The organism is Reyranella sp. CPCC 100927 (assembly GCF_007859315.1).
Lineage (GTDB): Bacteria > Pseudomonadota > Alphaproteobacteria > Reyranellales > Reyranellaceae > Vineibacter.
Genome location: NZ_VOHA01000064.1, coordinates 1 through 1342, shown reverse-complemented (window position 1 = coordinate 1342; position 1342 = coordinate 1). Strand labels below are relative to the sequence as shown.

Below are 1342 nucleotides of genomic sequence, written 5' to 3'. Positions count from 1 at the left end.
AAGGTCTTCAGCCGCAACATGGGTAACAGTTTGTGCTCACCACATGGGTAACAGTTTTCTCCATTCAGGTCATGGCCATGTGCCGCCGCCCCCGCGGGGGCGGCGGCACATGGCGCAAAAGTCGTGCCTTGCCGCGGGCCTCGATGGCGCCGAGGTGACGGGCGTAAAAGTAGACGTGGACCAGCCCCGTCGCCGGGTCCTGGCGCAGGCCCAGCAATTCGCCGGCCAACACTTCGCCGATGTAGATCAACCGACCTTGCCACTTGATTTCGCCGTTGCGCCGCACACGACGCACCATCATGTCGGGCGCGTAGGCCGGCGCCGGCAGGCGCTGCGGCAGCCGCCGAGGGGATGGGCGGTAACGGTGCGCCGGCGGCACCTGGCCCAGCGCTTCGTGCGGCCGTTCCTCGTTGTACAGCTGCTGAAAGCGGGCGAAGCGTTGGCGCTGGGCGCGCCGCGTCGCTGCGGGTGGCTTCAGGGTGGCCGCACACAAGGTGCTGTGAAAGCGCTCGTGGCTGCCGTTCTGGTACCAGCGACCCGGCGCGATCCGCTCGTGACGAATACCCAGCTTGAGCCACCATACCGCCAAGCGCGTCAAGCCCGTCAGCGTCGTCGACACAAACGGATTGCCGTTGTCGGTCAAGATCACGTCCGGCAATCCGTACCGCATAAACGCTGCCTCGAACGCCGCCCGCGCCTCGCGCTCGCCGGTGCCGCGGCTGGCACACAACACCACCAGGTACCGACTGTAGCCGTCCGTCACTGTCAACGGTTCGACGCGCTCGCCGTCGCCGGTCGTGACGTGACCCTTGTAGTCCGCCCGCCACACCCTGTTGGCGCGGTCCGCTGCCGTCAGCTTCCCCCGCCATGCCAACACACGACGCCGCTTGCGCTGCGGGCGCGTCAGGCCCTCGCGTTGCAGGATCCGCTCCACCGTCGACAGGCTCGGCACGGCTTTGCGCCCCAATTGCTGGCGCAACTCCACCACCAGCTTGCGCGCTCCCCAGCCCCGCCGGCGACGCAGCGACACGATCGCCTGCACAACCTCGGCCTTCACCGCCCCGGCTTGACAATGCGGCGCTCGGCTGCGGTCGGCGAGCCCGGCACGCCCTTCCGACGCATGCCGCGCCACCCACTTGTAGCCGGTCTTCCGACTGATCCCGAAACGCCGGCACAGCGCCGTCTTCGAAATCTCGCCCTGAAGCCATGCCTCGACGAACTCCCATCGCTGCTTCACCACTGTCGTCTCTCGCCATGCCATCGCCGGGGTCCTCCCGGCCGGCGAGAAAACTGTCACCCATGTGCTGAGTACAATCTGTTACCCATGTGCTGCGGTCGCACT

1 protein-coding gene is annotated in these 1342 nt (G+C 67.2%); it reads right to left on the bottom strand.

Going from position 1 to position 1342, the window contains the following annotated elements:
• Positions 1–64: 64 nt before the first annotated feature.
• The gene (locus FQU96_RS41965) at positions 65–1261 is read right to left on the bottom strand and encodes an integrase core domain-containing protein (protein WP_146547390.1); all 1197 of its coding nucleotides are present in this window, start codon (positions 1259–1261) and stop codon (positions 65–67) included.
• Positions 1262–1342: the final 81 nt, after the last annotated feature.